Annotated in this window: 19 protein-coding genes; 3 read left to right on the forward strand and 16 right to left on the reverse strand. The window is 61.5% G+C overall.

The genetic code is table 11. The features are described from left to right. The 9 genes from VCB98_RS09915 to VCB98_RS09955 form a co-directional block, all read right to left on the reverse strand. On the reverse strand, positions 1-216 hold a 216-nt coding region (locus tag VCB98_RS09915; RefSeq protein ID WP_346052173.1), incomplete at its 3' end, for a hypothetical protein. Positions 217-713: 497 nt separating this feature from the next. Beyond that, the gene (locus VCB98_RS09920) at positions 714-1,454 is read right to left on the reverse strand and encodes an S-methyl-5'-thioinosine phosphorylase (protein WP_346052175.1); all 741 of its coding nucleotides are present in this window, start codon (positions 1,452-1,454) and stop codon (positions 714-716) included. Positions 1,455-1,482: 28 nt separating this feature from the next. After that, a complete protein-coding gene (locus VCB98_RS09925; protein ID WP_346052177.1) occupies positions 1,483-2,040 on the reverse strand; it encodes a hypoxanthine-guanine phosphoribosyltransferase in 558 nt (185 codons plus the stop codon). After that, on the reverse strand, positions 2,037-3,182 hold the full coding sequence (locus VCB98_RS09930) for a mechanosensitive ion channel family protein (RefSeq protein WP_346052179.1): 1,146 nt from the start codon (positions 3,180-3,182) through the stop codon (positions 2,037-2,039). Before VCB98_RS09930 ends, VCB98_RS09925 begins: the two co-directional genes overlap by 4 nt. Before the next feature lie 10 nt (positions 3,183-3,192). Continuing rightward, a complete protein-coding gene (gene nagZ / locus VCB98_RS09935; protein ID WP_346052181.1) occupies positions 3,193-4,212 on the reverse strand; it encodes a beta-N-acetylhexosaminidase in 1,020 nt (339 codons plus the stop codon). Positions 4,213-4,216: 4 nt separating this feature from the next. After that, a complete protein-coding gene (locus VCB98_RS09940) occupies positions 4,217-4,693 on the reverse strand; it encodes a L,D-transpeptidase family protein (protein WP_346052183.1) in 477 nt (158 codons plus the stop codon). Beyond that, positions 4,683-5,189 carry a CYTH domain-containing protein gene (locus tag VCB98_RS09945; protein WP_346052185.1) on the reverse strand — a complete coding sequence of 169 codons (507 nt, stop codon included), beginning with the start codon at positions 5,187-5,189 and terminating at the stop codon, positions 4,683-4,685. The genes VCB98_RS09940 and VCB98_RS09945 overlap by 11 nt, the downstream gene beginning before the upstream one ends. Before the next feature lie 5 nt (positions 5,190-5,194). Next, positions 5,195-6,523 carry a 23S rRNA (uracil(1939)-C(5))-methyltransferase RlmD gene (rlmD, locus tag VCB98_RS09950; RefSeq protein ID WP_346052187.1) on the reverse strand — a complete coding sequence of 443 codons (1,329 nt, stop codon included), beginning with the start codon at positions 6,521-6,523 and terminating at the stop codon, positions 5,195-5,197. After that, the gene (locus VCB98_RS09955) at positions 6,516-7,322 is read right to left on the reverse strand and encodes a 3'-5' exonuclease (protein WP_346052189.1); all 807 of its coding nucleotides are present in this window, start codon (positions 7,320-7,322) and stop codon (positions 6,516-6,518) included. The genes rlmD and VCB98_RS09955 overlap by 8 nt, the downstream gene beginning before the upstream one ends. A 208-nt stretch (positions 7,323-7,530) precedes the next feature. On the opposite strand from VCB98_RS09955, the gene VCB98_RS09960 reads away from it, so the two are divergent. The 3 genes from VCB98_RS09960 (at position 7,531) to VCB98_RS09970 (ending at position 13,255) form a co-directional block, all read left to right on the forward strand. Beyond that, entirely contained in the window at positions 7,531-9,519 is a 1,989-nt protein-coding gene (locus tag VCB98_RS09960) for a TonB-dependent receptor plug domain-containing protein (RefSeq protein WP_346052191.1), read from the forward strand. 62 nt (positions 9,520-9,581) lie between these two features. Next, a complete protein-coding gene (locus VCB98_RS09965) occupies positions 9,582-10,484 on the forward strand; it encodes an ABC transporter substrate-binding protein (protein ID WP_346052193.1) in 903 nt (300 codons plus the stop codon). Beyond that, entirely contained in the window at positions 10,484-13,255 is a 2,772-nt protein-coding gene (locus tag VCB98_RS09970) for a response regulator (protein ID WP_346052195.1), read from the forward strand. Before VCB98_RS09965 ends, VCB98_RS09970 begins: the two co-directional genes overlap by 1 nt. Before the next feature lie 8 nt (positions 13,256-13,263). On the opposite strand, the gene acpS is transcribed toward VCB98_RS09970, so the two are convergent. Genes acpS through lepB form a run of 7 tightly spaced genes read right to left on the reverse strand, consistent with a single transcriptional unit; the run spans position 13,264 to position 17,937 of the window. Continuing rightward, a complete protein-coding gene (gene acpS / locus VCB98_RS09975) occupies positions 13,264-13,686 on the reverse strand; it encodes a holo-ACP synthase (RefSeq protein ID WP_346052197.1) in 423 nt (140 codons plus the stop codon). Further along, positions 13,686-14,432: a pyridoxine 5'-phosphate synthase gene (gene pdxJ / locus VCB98_RS09980; RefSeq protein WP_346052199.1), complete on the reverse strand. Its 747-nt coding sequence runs from the start codon at positions 14,430-14,432 to the stop codon at positions 13,686-13,688. Before pdxJ ends, acpS begins: the two co-directional genes overlap by 1 nt. Next, positions 14,429-15,205, reverse strand: coding sequence for a DNA repair protein RecO (gene recO / locus VCB98_RS09985; RefSeq protein ID WP_346052201.1), 777 nt, complete (start codon positions 15,203-15,205; stop codon positions 14,429-14,431). The genes pdxJ and recO overlap by 4 nt, the downstream gene beginning before the upstream one ends. Further along, positions 15,202-16,101 carry a GTPase Era gene (gene era, locus VCB98_RS09990; RefSeq protein WP_346052203.1) on the reverse strand — a complete coding sequence of 300 codons (900 nt, stop codon included), beginning with the start codon at positions 16,099-16,101 and terminating at the stop codon, positions 15,202-15,204. The genes recO and era overlap by 4 nt, the downstream gene beginning before the upstream one ends. Beyond that, positions 16,094-16,768, reverse strand: a complete 675-nt coding sequence (rnc, locus tag VCB98_RS09995) for a ribonuclease III (RefSeq protein WP_346052205.1) — start codon at positions 16,766-16,768, stop codon at positions 16,094-16,096. The genes era and rnc overlap by 8 nt, the downstream gene beginning before the upstream one ends. Next, positions 16,765-17,133 (reverse strand): DUF4845 domain-containing protein, encoded by a 369-nt coding sequence (locus VCB98_RS10000; RefSeq protein WP_346052207.1) that lies wholly within the window; start codon positions 17,131-17,133, stop codon positions 16,765-16,767. The genes rnc and VCB98_RS10000 overlap by 4 nt, the downstream gene beginning before the upstream one ends. 12 nt (positions 17,134-17,145) lie before the next feature. Beyond that, entirely contained in the window at positions 17,146-17,937 is a 792-nt protein-coding gene (gene lepB / locus VCB98_RS10005; protein ID WP_346052209.1) for a signal peptidase I, read from the reverse strand. Positions 17,938-17,963: the final 26 nt, after the last annotated feature.

The raw sequence follows: 17,963 nt of genomic DNA on the forward strand, positions 1-17,963 counted from the left end.
AATCGCTTGAATCTCATCCACCGGCACCATCTCGAACAACTGTTCACCGCTATCACTAGCGATCACAGTGACCTTGTCCGGCTCCACCAACCAAATGGCATCATGAATGCGGGTAGGGCCACTCTGGGTAAACAGTGGCTGCAGGACAATTCCGGTAACGACCAGAAACAGCAGAAAAAGACCGCGAACGGACCAGGAAACTCCCTTGCTAGGCATGCCCACCCCCTTGCACTTCAGGCGAGATACGACCCTGGTGTCGAGAGGTATTCGGGTTGTGCAAGGAAACAAGGCCGGGGCAACCGCCAGGCGAGAACCACCGGTGGGCGGCCTGCAATGCGTCAGGCAGGTTCTACAACGTCATGCGAACATCAGCGAGCCAGCGGGAACGTGATCGCTGATTCCCCTGTTTGATCCCCCTCCCCCATCAATCTCTCAATACAGCAGGCTCAAGATAATCAAACCCCACATACTGCTACTGCGCGCCGATACCCCAGATAGAAAACCGGCGCCTTTCTAGCCTAACAACTGGCCCATTGAAAAATCAAACCCCAGTTGGGAGATGGGTTAGAGACTTACTTAAGATGCCCAGCTTTGAGCCTGATTTGCTTCAGAAAAACACTGCCCAAGCCCTACTCCAAGCATCCTGTTTCAGGATGGGCGGGCTTAGACCTTAGTGCATGACCTATGGGTCGATGCTCGCTGGTAGCACCGGGTCAATTCGCCTGTCGCAGCAATGCCCCCATGATTTCCCGTGCCTTATCGAGGGCACTTTTGAGGTGTGCTTCGATGTCGGCGTGGATGTCGGTGGCGCCGCGGCCGGCGGCGTGGTTGGCGATGACCGCGCAGCAGGCGTAGGAGATGCCCAGTTCGCGGGCCAGGGCGGCTTCGGGCATGCCGGTCATGCCGACAAGGTCGGCGCCATCCTTTTCGAGTTTGTCGATTTCGGCTGCGGATTCCAGGCGGGGGCCCTGGGTGGTGGCGTAGGTGCCGTCGCGGGTCACGTCGATACCGGCTTCATCGGCCGCCTTGATCAGGCGTTGACGGAGTTCGGGACAATAGGGCTGGGTGAAATCGATATGGGTAACAGCCCGCAGCTCGCCTTCGTAGAAGGTATGCTGCCGGCCCCAGGTGTAGTCGATGATCTGGTCGGGGATGGCGACGCCGCCGGGGTGCATGTCCTTGCGGATGCCGCCCACGGCGGCAATGGACAATACCCGGCGAATGCCCACGTTTCGTAGCGCCCAGATGTTGGCGCGATAATTGACCTGATGCGGCGGAATGGTGTGGCCGTGGCCATGGCGGGCCATGAAGACCACTTCGGTACCGAACAAGCGGCCGTGTGTCACCGGGCCCGAGGGCTCACCATAAGGGGTGGCCACGACTTCCCGGTGGGTAATCTCTAGCGCATCCAGTTCAGAGAGACCGGTGCCACCGATGATTGCAATTTCCGCCATGTTGTTTCCCGTTGTCTGTTTCGTCTAATCAAATGGCATAAATGCCGGTGAGTTGGCGATGATATTCATCCAGGTCCATGCCGCAGCCAAACACATAGCGATCCGGCACTTCGAGGCCGACGTAGTCCGCTTCCATGGCGGGCGACTGGCTTCGCTGCTTGCGTACCAGCACGGCCGTGCCAACCCTTTCAGCACCCTTTTCCCTGCAGTAGTCCACCAGGGCCTTGAGGGTGATGCCTTCATCGAGGATGTCATCGATCAAAAGAATATTCCTGCCCTTGAGGCTGACCCGGGGCTCGGATATCCAGTTGAGTTTGCCGCCCCGGGTTGAGCCACCGTAGCGGGTGGCATGAATACTTTCGAGCTGCAGGGGAAAGAGCAGCCTTGGCAGGAGCTGGCCGGCCGGGATCAGGCCACCCAGCAGCACCGACAGAATCAGGGGTTCAGTGCCGGCCCAGTCTCGGTTGATGGCCTGGGCCATCTGATCATAGGCTCGATTAACGGCGGCAGCGTCATGGATGAGTTCCGCGGTGGCGGGCAGTGCCATCCAGTCCTCGGCAGGCCCGTGGCTGATCTCTTCTTTCATCGCTGCCCTCCTTGAGGCTGGGGGGATGAGGCTGACGGATGTGGTTCAGCCTGGGCGATGCCGTCCGGCACATGCAGGGTGCGCGTGGGGAAGGCGATCTCGGCGCCGTGCTTCTCGATGATCCGCCCAACCTTGAGCAATACATCTTCCTTGACCGCGTGGAAGTCGGTCCACACCTTGGTATGGGTGAAGCAGTAGATGAAGAAATCCAGGGAGGACTCGCCATAGGTATTGAAGTAAACCATCAGCGTGCGGTCCTTGGTGATCTCCTCATGCTCATCGAGCATCTGCCGGATATCCTTCAGAATGGGCTCCACCCGGGAGAAATCATCATAGCGGACACCGATGGTTTCGAAGATCCGTCGATGATGCATGCGCGAGGGGTTTTCCAGTGAGATCTGGTTGAAGATCGAGTTGGGAACATACAGCGGGCGCAGATCAAATGTGCGGATGACCGTGCGGCGCCAGCCGATCTCCTCCACCGTGCCTTCGATTTCCCGGTCCGGGGAACGCACCCAGTCGCCCACGGAGAAGGGGCGTTCCATGTAGATGGTCAGCCCGCCGAAGAAATTGGAGAGCAGGTCCTGGGCCGCGAAGCCAATGGCCAGGCCACCGATGCCGCCGAACGCGAGCAAGCCGGTCAGGCTGATGCCGAGGGTCTGAAGGATAACCAGGCCGGCGGTGACCATGATGGTAACGCGCAGGAGCTTGCTGACGGCGTCCACCGTGGTCTGATCCACCGACTCGCCCTCGGCGTACCAGCGCTCGACCAGGTTGGCCTCAATGCGCCGGACGATACGGATCAGCGTCCAGGCAATGATGGCAATCAGTACCACATTGCGGACATCCGGTACCGGGTCGAGGACGGTAGCGCGGATATCATCGCCGATCAGCCCTACGGCAATGCTCAGACCAATGACCCAAATGGCGACCCGGGCCGGACGGCGGGCACTGATGGCGAAGGCATCGTCCCAGACCCGCTCGGTCTCCCTGGCACGGCGGACCAGGCGAACAAAGATCTGCCGCACGATCAGATCGGCGACGGCGGTGACGAAGATGACAATACTGATCTGAACGATGGTGGCCCAGTCCAGGGGCACAATCTCGGCGATGGTCTCCAGAATCTCGCTGGCTTCCTCCATCAAGCGCTCCTCAGTTGCTCAGTTGCGCAATCATCTGACGGGCCCGGGTCCAGGTGGCCGCCACATTATTGCATTGATCCGCCGGCTCGCCGCCCAGCAGCCGCTCAAGGCGTCGGCGGATGGCGGGAAAATCCCCATTGCCCACCGCATCGATGACCGCCACCGCGGCGGCACGGTCGTTACAGACGGGTAGCAGATCGCAGCCGGCCTCGAGGGCGGCCCGGGCCCGGTCGGCGGGCGAGCCGATGACGGCCGCCCCGGCCATGCAAAGATCATCGGCGATCACGGCCCCGCCGAAGTCCAGCTCGTGGCGGAGGATGTCCTGAATCCAGCGGCCGGAGAAACTGGCCGGCAGACTGTCGACCGCCGAATAGACCACATGGGCCATCATGATCGAGGGCAGCTCCATTCGGGCCAGGCGCATGAAGGGGATCATGTCCCATTGGCGAAGGTCGTCGAGTTCGCGCTCCTCCACGGGGCAATCCACGTGGGAATCAAGGGTGACGCTGCCATGGCCGGGAAAGTGCTTGGCGGTGGCGGCCATGCCGCCGGCATGCATGCCCGAGACCAGTGCGCGGGCAAGCCGAAACACCACATCAGGGTCATCGTGAAAGGCGCGATCCCCGATGACCTCGCTGGCCCCGAAATCCAGATCCACCACCGGGGCGAAACTGAGGTCGACATCGTGTTCCCGCAGCTCCCGGGCGAGCACCCAGCCGCAAAGCTCGGCCAGGCGCAGGCCGTGGGCGCTATCCTCTTCATAGGCCTCGCCCAGGGCGGCCATGGCCGGCAGACGGGTGAAGCCCTCCCGAAAGCGCTGCACGCGCCCGCCTTCCTGGTCCACGGTGATCAATATCGGGTTGCTGCGCGCGGCGCGGATGGCCGCGACCAGCTCCCGCAGGGCCGCGGGCGATTCATAATTGCGCGAGAAGAGAATGACCGCGCCCACGGCGGGATGGGCCAGCAGCTCCCGGTCCTCGGCCGTGAGGCGAGTGCTTTCGAAATCAATCATGACCGGCCCGGCTACCACGTGATCATCCCCTTATGTGAACCCGGGTGCCCACCGGCACCCGGTCGAAGAGTTCCACTACCGCCTCATTACGCATCCTAATGCAACCGGCCGAGCGTGGCACGCCCATGGGAAAGGCATCGGGACAGCCGTGGATGTAGATGAAGCGGCGCATGCTGTCCACCACCCCGAGGCGATTGACGCCGGGCTCGGTGCCCGATAGCCACAGTATGCGGGTCAGAATCCAGTCACGGGCGGGATCGGATTCGAACAGGGCCGCATCGCAGATCTCGCCGGTGGGGCGGCGGCCGCGAAAGACCGTGCCCAGGGGCATGCCCTCGCCGATGCGGGCGCGGATCACATGCCAGCCGCGCGGGGTGCAGCCACTGCCTTCGCGCTCGCCGGGGCCGTTACGGGCAGTGGAGACCGGCCATTCCCGCAGGCAGTGCTCGCCTTCCATCAGGCGCAGGCGCTGCTCGGGAATGGATATCTCAATCCACATCGCGGGCCTCGCGTTCCGCTTCGCTCCACTGGCTGAAGGGCCGCTGCACCAGGGCGACGTTGAAATAGCGCTCAAGATGGGTCACTTCCGGGCCCAGCCAGTCGGGGCGCTCGAAGGCTTCCTCGGGGTCGTCGAGCTCAATCTCGGCTACCACCAGGCCCTGATTGTCGCCGAAAAACTCGTCCACCTCCCAGAGATGACCGCCATGGCGGATATGGTGGCGGCGTTTTTCGATCCGCGGGCCACGGCAGAGCCCGTCGAGCATGGCCCCGGCCTCCTCGACCGGGATCCGGTAGCTGAACTCGTCACGGCTTACGCCCAACTCCAGGCTCTTGATGTTGAGCTCGCCGTGATCACCGGCCACCCGCACCCGCACCGAGGCGCGCCCGCTGCGGTGGTCGGTGAGATAGCCCTGGCGCAGGAGGAAACTGTCCTCGGCCGCCGTCCGCCAGGCCTCGCCGTGTACCAGAAACTTGCGCTCGATCTCGCGCGCCATGGACCCTACCCCTTGCGCTCGAACACCGCCATGGCCTCGGCATGACCGGTGTGGGGGAACATGTCCATGATGCCGGCGGCCTTCAAATGGTAACCGGCCTCATTTACCAATTGCCCGGCATCTCGGGCCAGGGTCGCCGGATGACAGGAGACATAGACGATGCGCTCCACCCCCATGGCGGCCAGGCGGGGAATGATTTCATGGGCGCCGCTGCGGGGCGGGTCCAGCACCGCCAGGCGATAGTCGCGTTGGGCCCAGGGGAAGACGGAGACATCCTCGAACAGGTTGGCGACATGAAAATCCACCCGCTCGCCCAGGCCGTTGCGCTCGGCGTTGTCGCGGCCGCGGGCCACCAGGCCGTCCTCGCCTTCCACGGCGGTCACCCGGGCACCAGCCCGGGCGATGGGCAGGGCGAAATTACCGAGCCCGGAGAAGAGATCCAGCACTTCGTCATCCGGCGTCGGCGCCAGCCATTCCAGGGCCTGATCAATCATGGCGCGATTGATGTCGCGATTGATCTGGATGAAATCGGTGGGCCGGAAGCGAATTTCCACATCATGGGCCGGCAGCCGGTAACTCAGCGCGGGGGCCGATTCGCTCAGGGGCCGAACAGTGTCCGGGCCCTTGGGCTGGAGATGGATCCAGAAACCGGTTTCTCGCTCGAAGTCGCGCAGGATGCCCAGGTCGTCGGGCGTGAAGGGGTCCAGATGGCGCAGTACCAGGGCGGTGTCGTCATCGCCGGCGGCCACTTCGATCTGCGGCAGGCGGGCACGGACGGACAGCTTGCCCACCAGCTCGGAGAGCGCCTCCAGGCGTTCGCCCACCTGAGGCACCAGCACCTCGCAGCGGGTCATGTCGGTGATATAGGGCGTGCGCCGCTCGCGAAAGCCGACCAGGACCCGGCCCTTGCGCGGCACGTCCTTGACCCCCAGGCGGGCCCGACGGCGATAGCCCCACTCCGGGCCTTCCAGGGTGGGCAGGACCTGCTCGGGGTCAACGCCACCCAGACGGCGCAGCTGCTCCAGCAGCATGCGCTGCTTGTAGCGGCGCTGGGCATCGGGGGCGAGATGCTGGAGGCTGCAGCCGCCGCACTGACCGAAAAAGGTGCAGCGGGGCTCGACCCGTTCCTCGGAGGGCCGTAACACGGTTTCGGTTACGCCCTCGTCCAGCTCCCGGCGTTTTTTCTCCCGGCGCACCACGACCCGTTCGCCGGGCAAGGCGCCGTGGGCAAATACGGTCTTGCCGGACTCGGCCTGGCCCACGCCACGACCGTCATGGGCCAGGTCGCGGATATCCATCTCCATCTCTACCGGCGCTTGCTTTCGTCTAGCCACGCTTGATCAGGTCCTCCCGGACGGGTTGGTCCTGCCAGCCTTCCAGGAACTGGCGGAAATGATTCTCCTCGCTGGCTTTCAGGAACTCGCGCACCCGCTCCTGCTCGGCGGTGTACTCCTCCCGGTTGAGCCGCCCGCGCATGTATTCAAAGCGCAGGAAGACGAGATAGGTATTGAGGGCATCGGTTTCGCAGTAATCGCGCACCGCCTTGATGTCGCCGTCGAGAATCCGGTCCCAGACCAGGCTGCCATGCATGCCCAGCTTGCCCGGCAGGCCCAGCATCACTGCCACTTCATCGAGCTTGGCCGTGGCCCGGCCCTGGTAGCCGCTGATCACGTCCATCAGGTCCATATGCCGCGAATGGAAGCGGTTGAGGTAGTTGTTGAAGCGGAAAGGCTGGGCGTTGTCGCCGGTTTCCCAGTAAGTGGGCGCGGCGATGCCATGGTAAAGGGCCCGGTAGTGGAGCACCGGCAGGTCGAAGCCGGAGCCGTTCCAGGAGACCAGATCGGGCTGGAAGCGCTCCACGCCCTCGAAAAAGCGGGCCACGATCTCTGCCTCGTCGGCGTCTTCCTCGCCCAGGGTCCAGACCCGGAAGCGGTCGCCCTGGCGCAGGGCCACGGAAATGGCCACCACCTTGTGCAGGTGCAGGGGCAGAAAATCCCGGCCGCCGGTTTCCTGGCGGCGGCGGTGAAGCATGGCCCGCCCGGTGTCGCGGTCGTCGAGATCACCCAGATCGAGGATGCGCCGGCCGGATTCGGTGTCCGGCACGGTTTCGATGTCGAAGGCCAGTATGTTCAAGCCGTCTCCCTTGCGGATTGCGCTCGGCGGACAAGAAGCGTCCTAGTTTACCAGAGCCCTGGAGGCCGCCGGCATGGCATACTAGGGTTATCAAGACATAAGGCGGCGAAGACCGCCGTGTTTCCGGCCTCAATTGGCCGAGGGACAATCAGGGAGGTCCACCACCATCGTTTCCAGAAGCCGGGGGAGGCAAATAGAGGACCTGTCCATGCCTGAGGTTAACGCAAGGCGCTTGGGACGTGCGCGCCTGTCCACCGTCATGTTGTTTGTCGGCAGCCTGCCGCTGGGCACTGTCCTGGCCGAGGATCAGGCCGATATCCTGACCGAGGATAGCTTCCTCGCCGAACAGCCCATGACCGTGAGCAGCTCACGCCTGCCCCAGCGGCCGGGCGACTCGCCGGTATCCGTTACCGTGATCGACCGGGAGATGATCGAGGCCTCCGGTGCCCGGGAAATCCAGGATCTGCTGCGCTTCGTTCCCGGCGCTGTGCTCACCTACACCTTCGGTCATTCTCCCTCGGCCACACTTGGCTTCGGGGCCGAGTCTTTCTCCCGCCGGATCGAGGTGCTGGTGGACGGTCGCAGTGTCTACACCCCCAGTTTCGGTGGCGTCCCCTGGGCTTCCCTGCCCTATTCGGTCAGCGATATCGAGCGCATTGAGGTGACCCGCGGGCCCAATGTGTCCGCCTTTGGCACCAACGCCTTTCTCGGCTCCATCAATATCATCACCCGGGACCCTGCGGATCAGACTGGCGGCGAGATCGAGCTCCTGGCCGGTGATGACTTCATTCACAGGGCGCAGGCCCGCTATTTTGGCTCCACCGAGCGTAGCGACTGGAATCTCTCGGCAGCCCAGTGGGGCGACAATGGCTTCGATAATCAGAACGGGGAATTTGACGGCAAGAGTTTCCGTTTCCTCAATGGTCAGATGCGGATGCATACCGGCCCATCCAGTCAGCTGCATGGCCGCTTCGGCTTGAGCCGGGGCAGAATGGAGCTGGGCCGTGTTGACCGCCCCCTTTCACCACCCCGCAACGAATATATCGAGAATCGCTTCGGGCAATTGAACTGGCAATACCGGAGCGAGGCCGGCAATCTTCACGAGGTTCAGTTTCAGCACAGCGAGGAATTGATTGATCAACGCTTCCTCACCCAACCCCTGCCCGATCTCGGCTTTCTTCAGGTGGTGGTGGACGAATCGCGGGACAGCACTCGAAGTGACATCGAGTATCAGACCACTCGTGCCCTGAGCCAGCAAAGCCGCCTGCTAACCGGGCTGGGCGTTCGCCTGGACCGGGTGAGTTCACCGGAGGCCTATTTCCCCGATGGCAGTGAAAGCAACCAGGCCGTTCGCGCCTTTGGCCAATGGGAGTGGCGCCCCACATCCGCCATGACCATCAACGTGGGGGCCATGCTGGAGGATGACGACATCACCGGCAGCGCCCTGTCGCCACGGCTCGCCTTGAATCAGCATCTAAGCAGCAACCAGACCCTGCGCCTTTCCTTGAGCCGCGCGACCCGCTCCCCCGTCTTGATTGAAGAGTATGGGGACTGGGCCGTGCATTCTCCCTTTGGCTCGGACCAGATTGTCCTGGCTTCTGGCGGTCTGGAACGGGAAACGGTGGATAGCGTGGAACTGGGCTATTTATTCCGCTCCCACAACGGCAACTGGCAAATCGATACCCGCCTGCATCATGACCGCATCGAGGACATGATCATGTACTTTACCGCCGACGTGCCCCACGACCCCTTCGATGGTGAGGCGGTGGACTTCGACAATCTCGAGGACGTACGCATCACCGGCCTTGAAACGGAAGTGGAATACCGCCCCACCCGGCAGATTCGGCTGAGACTGAGTCATGCCTACAAGGAGCTGAGCGCCAGCAATGTGGTCACGGATATTTCCGGAAGTACTCCGCGAAACAGCATGGCCTTGCTGGCCATGTACCGGGCCAGCCATCAGACCGACTTCAGCCTGGGGTATTTCCGGCACAGCAGCTACAACATCATGAACCTGAATGACGGTGCGGATTCAGCCAGTCGGATCGATCTGCGGGTCGCCCATCGCCTGCAGCCCCGTCCGGATAGCGCCCGACTGGATCTGGTCGTTCAGGCCGCGGATGGTGATTACGAGGAAAGTCGGCCACGCAATCGATTTGATCGGCGAATATTTGGCCAAATTCACATTCCCTTCTGAGCACTTGAATGTACGGGACACGATTAACAGGGAACGGTTTGCAGCATAGGGTAATGGCGGGAATGCCATGGCTTGTCCCGATCCTTTGCCTGCTGCTAGTGCTGGGCGGACCTGCCGGCGCGGCCACCGGTGAGACACGGGTACTGGTCCTGCTTAGCGGTGATGGGCGACCTTATCAGCAATTCCAGACGGGATTGAGGGAATCCCTGCCGTCTCGGGAAAGAGAGCGCCTGGATATTCGTGAACACCTGGATGATCTCCCCGGGGATGAGTCCTATCAACTTGTATTGACAGTCGGTACCGCGGCGCTGAGAGTTGCCCTTGAGAACAGCAATCTCCCCATTATCAGCACCCTGGCTCCGTCGAGCACAGTGGAGCGGCTCAGTGAAGCGCATCCCGATCGTGCCATCACCGGCCTGTACATCGACCAACCCATCGACCGTCATATTCAGCTCATCAAGGCCCTCTTCCCCGATTCGTCTCGCATCGGTCATATCGGGCCCGACGAACAAGCCCCGGACAGGCTTATCGAAGCCATTGAGCAGCACGATGTGTCACTAAGACATGTACAGGCGACTGACCGACGGGAACTCATTCGTATTCTTCCCGGCATGCTCGAAGAGGTGGAAGCGCTGTTGATTCTCCCCAATGCCCTGACCGCCGAATCGAGTCAGTTACGCGCCATGCTGTTGCACAGCTTCCGGGCCGGCGTACCCAGTTTCGCCTATTCGCCGGGCCTGGTTAATGCCGGGAGTATCGCAGCGGTCTACACCGAGCCTGATGCCCTGGGGCGGGAAACTGCGGATGTGCTGATGGAGATAATGAAACTTTCTCCCGAAGACTGGCCGGCACCCAAGCATCCAAGCACCTATGGCCTGGCAACCAATACCGATGTGGCCCGCTCCCTCAGAATCCGTCTTCCCGCGGAGGAGCCGCTGCGTCAAATGATCGAGCAGGATGAGTAATGCCCAAACTGCGACTGAGAACCCAGATTCTACTCGTGGCCCTTCTGCCAACCCTGTTGGTTAGCCTGGTCGTGAGCGGTTATCTGCTGGGGACGCGACTGGCCGACCTGCGCTCCTACCAGCAAAACACCGGGGAAACCATTGCCCGTCATCTGGCACCCGCCAGTGAGTTCGCCGTCTTCTCCGGTAACCAGTTGATACTGGACCGACTCACTGAACAACTGGTGGAAGAAGATGGTGTGCAATGGGTAAGGATTCTGGATATAAACGGCGACACACTCAGTGAGGCAGGCAGAAGCGAAACAGACGCCTCACCTGCCGGCTTGCTCAATCGTCTGTTCCCGGTTGCCCCGGAGGCCCTGCAGTTTGAATCATCCATCCGTCTGGGCGAGGAGCCCGTGGGTGAGTTCGAGGCCCTGTTTGCGGATGATGCTGACGCCGACGGGAACAACATCATTGGTTATGTGGAAGTAGGGCTCTCCACTGAGCCATTGATGGAACGTCAGGGTGAATTGCTGCGCTTTGGCCTCCTGCTGATCCTTGGGGGCCTCATGCTGGCCTGGGGCATGGCCACGCGCGCCGCATTGAGTGCCATCCGCCCAATCAACCGTGTGGTAACCGCATTGCGCGACTTCAGTAGTGGTGACCTGGATACCCGGGTACCGGAACGCTCCCAGGGCGAAACCGGCATGCTTGAACGGGGATTCAACGCCCTTGCCGAGGAAGTAAAGCTATCCCGAGAACGCATGGAAGCGCAGATTGAGCAGGCCACTTCCGAACTGAGAGAAACGCTGGAAGCGGTGGAAGTCCAGAATGTGGAGATGGATCTGGCGAGAAAACGGGCCGAGGAATCCAATCGGATCAAATCAGAGTTTCTGGCCAATATCAGCCACGAGATTCGAACGCCGATGAACGCTATATTCGGTTACACCCAGCTCCTGGCAAGAACCGAACTCGAGAAGACCCAGAAAGATTACATCGTGACCATCCAAAGGTCTGCGGAATCCCTGCTCGCCTTGCTGGAAGACGTTCTCAATCTTTCACGGATCGAGGCGGGTCGGGTCGAGGTGGAGGACTCCCCCTTCGATCCGGAGGAGCTGCTGGAGAATGTGATCTCCCTGTCCGCACCCGGAATTTTCGCCAAGGGACTGGACCTCTATTTCCATCCCCGCACGCAACTGCCTGCCGAACTGATGGCTGATGCGGTCAAGCTGCGACAGATCATTGGCAACCTGCTTTCCAACGCCGCCAAGTTCACCGAAGCCGGTTTTGTTCGGGTCGAGGCGGCGGTTGAGCGAGACAAGCAGGCCCATTGGCTGGTGGTGGATGTCGTCGACAGCGGCATTGGCATCCGCGACGAGGACGCCTCGCGATTGTTCATGGCATTCTCACAGCTTGACACCTCCAGTTCCCGACGCCACCAGGGCGCGGGACTGGGCCTTGTCATTTGCGAACAGCTCACCCGCCTCATGGGTGGGCGGATTGAAGTCGAGAGTGAGCTGGGTCAGGGCAGCCGCTTTCGTGTGGAGATACCGGTAAGGGTCATCAAGCAGAACGAGGAAGAACACCACTTGAGTGACTGCCTGGTGGAACTCCTCTGTCCAGAACCGGCCATGGGTGATGCCCTCCAGGCCCGTCTCGCCCAATGGGGCTGTCAGGTACAACGGGTGACTGCCCACGAAGCCAGTCTCAAACAGGGCAGTGAGCAGCCGCCATTGCTGGCCGCCGTTGCCCAGGCCCAACTCCAAAACGAAGAGGCCCGGCGGAGAATCCTCGCCGGCACCGTCAACCGCCCCCATTCATTGGTCCTGGCTGCGAGTCTGGACAGGACGATATTGACTGAGCTGGAAACCGAGGGGCAGACCGTCTGCCAGCCCCTGACCATGAGCAGCCGAAGCCTGAGAAAGTCCCTTCGAAACAACTTTCAGGACCTGCGTAGCAATCCCGGGAAGAACCCGTCGAGTGCCGAGGCAGACAGCCAGCCATTGCACGGGCTCAACATCCTCATGGTAGAGGACAATCGCATCAACCGACACCTCACCATGGAATTTCTGGAAAGTGCCGGGGCCAATGCAAGGGCCGCGGAAGATGGTTACCAGGCCCTCTCGATTGCCTCCGAATTCAAGCCGGACCTGGTGCTCATGGATATTCAGTTGCCGGGCATGGATGGACTGGAAACCACTGAAAGATTGAGGCATCTAGCGGGGATGGCGGCAGTTCCGGTACTGGCACTGACCGCCAGTGCCAGCGAGGAAGAACGCCGACGCTGTGAGCAGGCCGGCCTTGAGGACGTGCTGGTCAAGCCGGTTCGGGAAGAACACCTGGTGGAACGGGTCCGGCACTATCTTCCGGAGACGAGGAAGGATACCGCGCCGCCCCCGCCTGCCGACACGTCTTCCGATTCCCTGGAAACCACAGAGAGCTCCGCGAGCGACCAACCCTCAAGTGATCGCCCACCTAGTGATCGGCCGATGGGCCGAAGCGACTCCGGAGAATTGCGGCCCGAGATTGCTGCCATGGTCAAGGCCGACCTGCCGGCACAGATGGAGACCGCCCGCGACCATTACCAGAATGGCGCGTTTGATGATCTGGATGCAGAAGTCCATCGCATGCGAGGAACGGCCGCCTTCTGCGGTTTCAAGGCGCTGGCCAGTTGCTGCGAACAGATACGGCTGGTGATTGAGCAGGGCGAGACCGATAACAATCGCCTGGCCCGCTTGATGGACAATCTGTCCGAGGCCGTGGACGAGGTGCTTGACACACTGGACTGAGGCCTGCCTCAGCTGCCGGCCTCCTCCGCCTCCCCACTCCTGCGCATCATCACTGCAAAGGCAACGATCAGGCCGGCTTCATCAGTCAGACTGATCTCGGCCTGCCCTGCCCCGCGACTTCGGCGCAGGGCCTCGGCCTTGTCGGAGAATATAGGATAAGGCTTGCCGCTGGAGTGCTGGCAACAGCCCACATCACGAAGCCACATGCCCTGGCGAAAGCCGGTACCCAGGGCTTTGACCAGCGCTTCCTTGGCGGCAAAGCGCATGGCCAGATAACGAACCGGCCGTTTACTGCGTTCGAATTCGGCCCGCTCTGCCGTCATCAGCAGATGGTTGACGAACCGCTCTCCCCATCGCTCCCAGGCTCGCTCGATTCGAGCCACTTCGACAAGGTCCGTACCCACACCATAGACCAGGCCTGGAACCTCCATCAGCTTCCACCTCGCGCACGGTCCATGATGGAGCGCATGTCGGCAACCGCCCTTGGCAAGCCATCCATTACCGCCCGGGCAATGATGGCATGCCCAATATTGAGTTCACTGATCTGGGGAATGGCGGCGACTGCAGCCGTGTTGTGATAATGCAGGCCGTGGCCGGCATGCACGATCAGCCCGGCCGCCGCGGCCTTTTCTGCCCCGACACGAATACGTTCCAGGGCTTCAGCCTGACGACCCAGGGGGGCTTCGGCATAATCCCCGGTATGCAGTTCCACCACCGGGGCACCGGCGGCCGCCGCGGCCTCGATCTGTCGTGGGTCAGGATCAATGAACAGAGACACCCGACAACCCGCCTCCTTGAGTTGCGTCACGGCGCGATTCACCATCTCCTGCTGGCCGGCCACATCAAGGCCACCCTCGGTGGTCAGCTCTTCCCGTTTCTCGGGCACCAGGCAACAGGCAAAGGGCCGATACTCCCCAGCGATTGCCAGCATGTCATCGGTGATGGCCATTTCCAGGTTGATCCGGGTCTCAAGCATCTCACTCATCAGGCGAAGGTCCCGTACCTGAATATGCCGACGATCCTCACGCACGTGAATGGTGATGCCATTGGCGCCATTCTGCTCGGCCACCACTGCGGCCTGTACCGGGTCCGGATAGCGGGTGCCACGAGCCTGCCGCAGTGTGGCGATGTGATCTACATTGACACCCAGATCGATGGGACCGCTTGCCTGCTTCATGAGGGATCTCCCTTGTCATCACTGTCATTGGCCGACGGCTCACTGCGCGTCTGACGCAAACCGCGTCGAGTCAGATCCCGCATGACCCTTGCAGTCTGCAAGGGTTTACCCCCCAGATGGGGTTGCAGTGCCTCGGCGAGCAACCGCCGCATTTCAGGCTGTACCGACGGCTCATCATAGTTCGCCCGGGCTAGGGCCAGCAAAGTCCGACCACTGTAACCACGGCCTTCCGATCCCGCCAGCGGCCAGGCCCCTGATTCGGGATCGAAACGATAACGGCTGTCCGGGTCCAGCGTCTGACCGTCCATTCCGGTCTCGTGGACGGGCAAGGCATAACCCAGACCATCCAGCAACAGTTTCTCGAAACGCCGCAGCACCGGCGCCGTTGGCCCCGCCGGCAGTGCGGCCAGAGTCTCGGCATAGAGATCAAAGATGGCCTCGTTGGGATCATGCCGTCCGAGGAGACGAAGGACCAATTCGTTGAGATAAAAGCCGGACATCAGAGCGTCACCGCTCAGGCCCGGTGGGTAGCCATCCGCCTCGACAGCCGTCAGCGTACCCATCTCGCCGCCGCCCAGCCGCCAGGACAATAACAAGGGACGAAAGGGCTGCAGGAGACTGCGCTGACTGGCCCGGGGCCGCCTGGCCCCCCGGGCAACCAGTGCCAGGCGCCCGGCGGTGCGGGTAAAGACATCCACTACCAGGCTGGTATCGCGATAAGGCCGGTGATGGAGAACATAGCCGGCCTGCAACTGCGGCCGACGCGTGCTCATTCGCTGGTGATCCCGAGACTGCCTAGGATACGGGGATCATCGGGCCATCCCGCCCGGACCTTCACCCAGAGATCCAGATGCACCCGCCCGCCCCAAATCCCTTCCAGCTCCTTGCGGGCGGCGGTACCCACATCCTTGAGAACTTTTCCGCCTTGACCAATCACAATACCTTTCTGGCCTTCCTTCTCGATCCAGATCACCGCCTGGATACGGGTGAGTTGCCCCTCCCGCTCCATCTCCTGAACCTGGACCGCGACCGCGTAAGGTACTTCCTTGTGCACACGCATCATCAGCTTTTCGCGAATGACTTCGGCGGCCACCATCCGGGGGCTTTGATCACTGTGCTGATCAGCGGGGAAGAAGGCCGGCGACTCAGGCAAGAACTGCTGCAGCTCATCCAGCAGCGGGGTCAGGTTGGTCAATTTGAGGGCCGAGAGAGGAACGACAAAACGAAAATCGGCCCTGGCGGTGATCGATTCGATGAAAGGCAGGAGCTGGGACTTGTCCGCCGCCTGGTCAACCTTGTTGATCACCAGACCCACCGGTACGTCCAGACGCTTGAGACTGTCGAGGATGGCCTGGTCTTCCGCCAACCACTTGCCTGCCTGGACCACGAACACCACCACATCGGCATCCCGGGCGGCGTCCTGGGCGAGGCGGTTCATGTCCCGATTCAAGCGCCGGGGTGCTTCCGAGTGAATGCCCGGCGTATCCACGAAGACAAACTGACAGTCGTCGCGGGTCAAGACTCCCATGATGCGGTGGCGGGTGGTCTGAGGCTTGGCGGTAACAATACTGACCTTTTCACCCACCAGTGCGTTGACCAATGTGGACTTGCCCACATTGGGTCGCCCCACCACACCCACGAGCCCGGCATGACGGACAGATTCATTCATTGACCTTCTCCAGTAAGGCGGCCGCTGCCGCCTGCTCCGCCTTGCGTCGACTGCCACCGCGCCCGCGGGATTGAAAATTCGTGTCAGGGACGACACAACTGACTTCGAATACCTGGGCATGCTCCTTGCCGCTGATTGACTCCACGGCATAGACCGGCAGAGACAGTCCCCGGCCCTGAAGACACTCCTGAAGGCGGGTCTTGGGATCCTTGAGTTGCTCGGGCGGCGGCAACCGTCGCACGCGCTCCTGATACAGCTGCCGAATCAGATCACGGGCCGGGCTGAAACCGCCATCCAGATAAACCGCGCCGAGAATGGCCTCAAGACCGTCAGAGAGAATGGATGCACGACGGAAACCACCGCTCTTGAGTTCACCGCCGCCCAGACGAAGATAAGTCCCCAAATCCATCTCGGCGGCAATCTCGGCCAGGGTTTCCTGGTTGACCAGACTGGCGCGAAGGCGGCTTAGATCACCCTCTTCTACCTGCGGGAAGGCACGGTAAAGCAGCTCGGAAACACAAAGCCCCAAAACCGCATCACCCAGAAATTCCAGGCGTTCATTGTTGTTGCGGCCAAGACTGCGATGGGTCAGCGCCGCTTCCAGAAGACTCTGGTCCCTGAAATGATAACCGAGGGTTTCCAGTAGCCGGTCCAGACTCAATCTCACTCCCCCCGGAAGGTCTCTTTCTTCTCGAAGGAGACAATGAAATCGATGTTACCGATGAAGTTCACGCGATGCTCATATTCCAGCACCAGAGTCCGGCGACCATCAATGGTTTCAATGGTGAAATCGGTATCTCCCACCACACGAACGTCGTTGACGTTCAGCCGCCTGACCAGGGAGCGACGCACTTCAGACAGGGAGCTGGCGTCCACATCCGATGTCACGCCTCGCATGATGGTGTTGAGGGTCTGGGAGGTGATATACACCGGCACGAGCCGGACCCCGGCCGTGGCGATAATCCCGACCACGAACAGAACCAGTATCCATCCAATCGCCGTCAGGCCCTGCTGTGAGTGACGCAATCGCATGTCAGCTACTCCCTAATTGATTGCCTGGCCTATTCGTCCCCACTGGGGCGAGGCATTGAAGGCTTCCCAACTCAGCCACACGAACATGGCGCGACCACGGAGATGATCCTCCGGCACCAGTCCCCAGTGACGCCCGTCCAGACTGTTGTCCCGATTATCCCCGATCATCAGATACTCGCCCTCGGGGATGACAATACCGGCTTCCAGTTCCTGGCTTTCCATTGTAGCCGGTCGGGGGCTGACCAGTATCTCGTGAGCCTGCTCACCCAGGGTTTCCTTCATGAGCACGCTGCCGGGCAGCACCCGATCCCGCCGACGATCCACATCCCGCGGCTCGAAAGGACCAACTACCTCCTGTGCCACGGCCTCCCCATTGATATAAAGGGTCTTGCCACGGTATGCAACCTGATCCCCGGGAAGCCCAATCACCCGCTTGATGTAATCCTTGCGTGGATTGGGGGGATAGCGAAAGACTGCCACGTCACCCCGGTCCGGGCTGCCCAGATCCAGAAAGCGGGTCTCCAGAACCGGCAAGCGCAGCCCATAGGCAAACTTGTTGACCAGGATGAAGTCTCCCACCAGCAGGGTGGGCATCATGGAGGCCGATGGGATCCGGAAGGGCTCGGCGATAAACGAGCGCAGGATTAGGACGATCAGCAGAACCGGAAAGAAAGCCCGACACCATTCGACGATGGTAGGTTCGTGGTCCTCGGCGCTGCGGGAACGCGCCCACCACAGGCGGTCCAGGGCCCAGACCAGGCCGGTTACAAAAGATCCAATTACCAGTATCAGTGCCAGATTCATGGATGGTATCGGGTCCGCGGACCCCG

This window comes from Natronospira elongata, assembly GCF_034931365.1.
Taxonomy (GTDB): domain Bacteria; phylum Pseudomonadota; class Gammaproteobacteria; order Natronospirales; family Natronospiraceae; genus Natronospira; species Natronospira elongata.